Raw genomic sequence first — 1,684 nt, forward strand, 5'->3', positions numbered from 1 at the left:
CCCGCACCCCTTCCGGATCACGCACTTTCCGAGAAAGAGGGGCCTCCGCGCGCGGAACAGCCACGCTTTTCTGAAAGTGCGGCTCTTCGGGGTGGGGTGGATGGGTTAGTTGCACATATAGCGATGTGAGCATAGGTTGGGTTCGGGGCGCGGTGTGGACGGAGGGTGTGGGCGTGGGCGCAGGTCATGACCACCACGGGTCGGTCGCCAACGCGGCGCACCGCCACCGGGGGCGGCTCTGGGCGGCTTTCGCGCTGCTCGCCGCACTGATGGTGGTCGAGGCGGTCGCCGCGTTCGCCACCGGTTCGCTGGCCCTGCTCTCCGACGCCGGGCACATGTTCACCGACGTGCTCGGCATCGGCATGGCGCTGGCCGCCATCACCGCCATCCGGCACGGGGACCGGGACCCGCAGCGCACCTTCGGGCTCTACCGGCTGGAGGTGCTGGCCGCGCTCGCCAACGCCGTCCTGCTCAGCGGGGTGGCGATCTACGTGCTGGTCGAGGCGGTACGCCGGTTCGAGGACCCGCCGCAGGTGCGCACCGGGCCGATGCTGGCCGTGGCGGTGCTCGGCCTGCTGGCCAACCTCGTCGCGTTCGCGCTGCTGCGTCCGGGGGCGCAGGAGAGCATCAACCTGCGCGGGGCGTACCTGGAGGTGCTCGGCGACCTGCTCGGCTCGGTCGGCGTGATCGGCGCGGCGCTGCTCATCGCCGGCACCGGCTGGTGGTGGGCCGACCCCGCGGTGGCGGTCGCGATCGCCCTGTTCATCCTCCCCCGGACCTGGCGGCTCGGCCGGGCGGCGGTCCGGATCCTGGTCCAGGCCGCCCCGGAGCACCTCCAGGTGACCGCCGTGCACGACCGGCTGATCGCCGTCCCCGGCGTCGCCGAGGTGCACGACCTGCACGTCTGGACGCTCACCTCCGGCATGGACATCGCCTCCGCCCACCTCACCATGGCCCCCGGCGCCGAGGTCGGCACCGTGCTCGCCGCCGCCCGCGCCGCCCTGCACGAGGACTTCCACATCGACCACGCCACGCTGCAGATCGAGCCGGGCGCCGCCCCCGGCACCTGTGGGCAGGTCGAGTGGTGACGAAATCGGACACCTATTGTCCCGTTGTGCCACCTACATCAGGATTCACTCCCGTACCCTGAGTCACGAACCGGGCGGGCGTCACTTCCGTACCGGTAGGCTCGGTCCCGGCCTCCGCCAGGCGGCACCCACCGGTGCCGGCGGTGGCCGCCGCCTAATCGCCCGCGCGGGCGAGCCGGGGAACCAAGTTCGTGGGGTGCATCCGCGTCAGCGGTAGGGATCTTCCGTCCCGAACCCGTCAGCTAACCCGGTCGGCGGCTGACGGAAGGACATGTGCATGCACGTACGACGTACCACTGCCCGGCTGGCGGCCGCGGTCGTCGCGGCGCTCGCCCTCGGCGTGTCGTCCGCGCCGGTCCCGGCGACCGCCGCTGCACCCACCACCCGGCTCGCCGCCCCCGGCGACCCGGAGGGCGGCACCCCCGCACTGCGCGCCCAGCTCGAGGCGGCGAGCAAGGGCTGGATCGACGCCAAGGCCGCGCTGGAACGCTCCGCCAAGCGGCAGCGGGAGCTGGGCGACCAACTCAAGACCATCGAGTCGGAGCTGACCGTCCGGCACGGCAAGGTCGGCGAGATCGCCGGCGTGGCGTACCGGA

1 protein-coding gene, 1 pseudogene and 1 riboswitch are annotated in these 1,684 nt (G+C 72.6%); the gene and the pseudogene both read left to right on the top strand.

Translation table 11 applies throughout. From position 1 onward, the window contains the following. The first annotated feature begins 173 nt into the window (after positions 1-173). Entirely contained in the window at positions 174-1,088 is a 915-nt protein-coding gene (locus tag ACSNN7_RS28880; RefSeq protein ID WP_436684207.1) for a cation diffusion facilitator family transporter, read from the top strand. Positions 1,089-1,229: 141 nt separating this feature from the next. Beyond that, positions 1,230-1,361: riboswitch (cyclic di-AMP (ydaO/yuaA leader) on the top strand. 4 nt (positions 1,362-1,365) lie between these two features. Then, positions 1,366-1,684 (top strand): annotated as a pseudogene (locus ACSNN7_RS28885) (hypothetical protein); the annotation flags it as partial.

The sequence above is a fragment of the Micromonospora sp. URMC 105 genome (assembly GCF_051386295.1).
Classification (GTDB): Bacteria; Actinomycetota; Actinomycetes; order Mycobacteriales; family Micromonosporaceae; genus Micromonospora.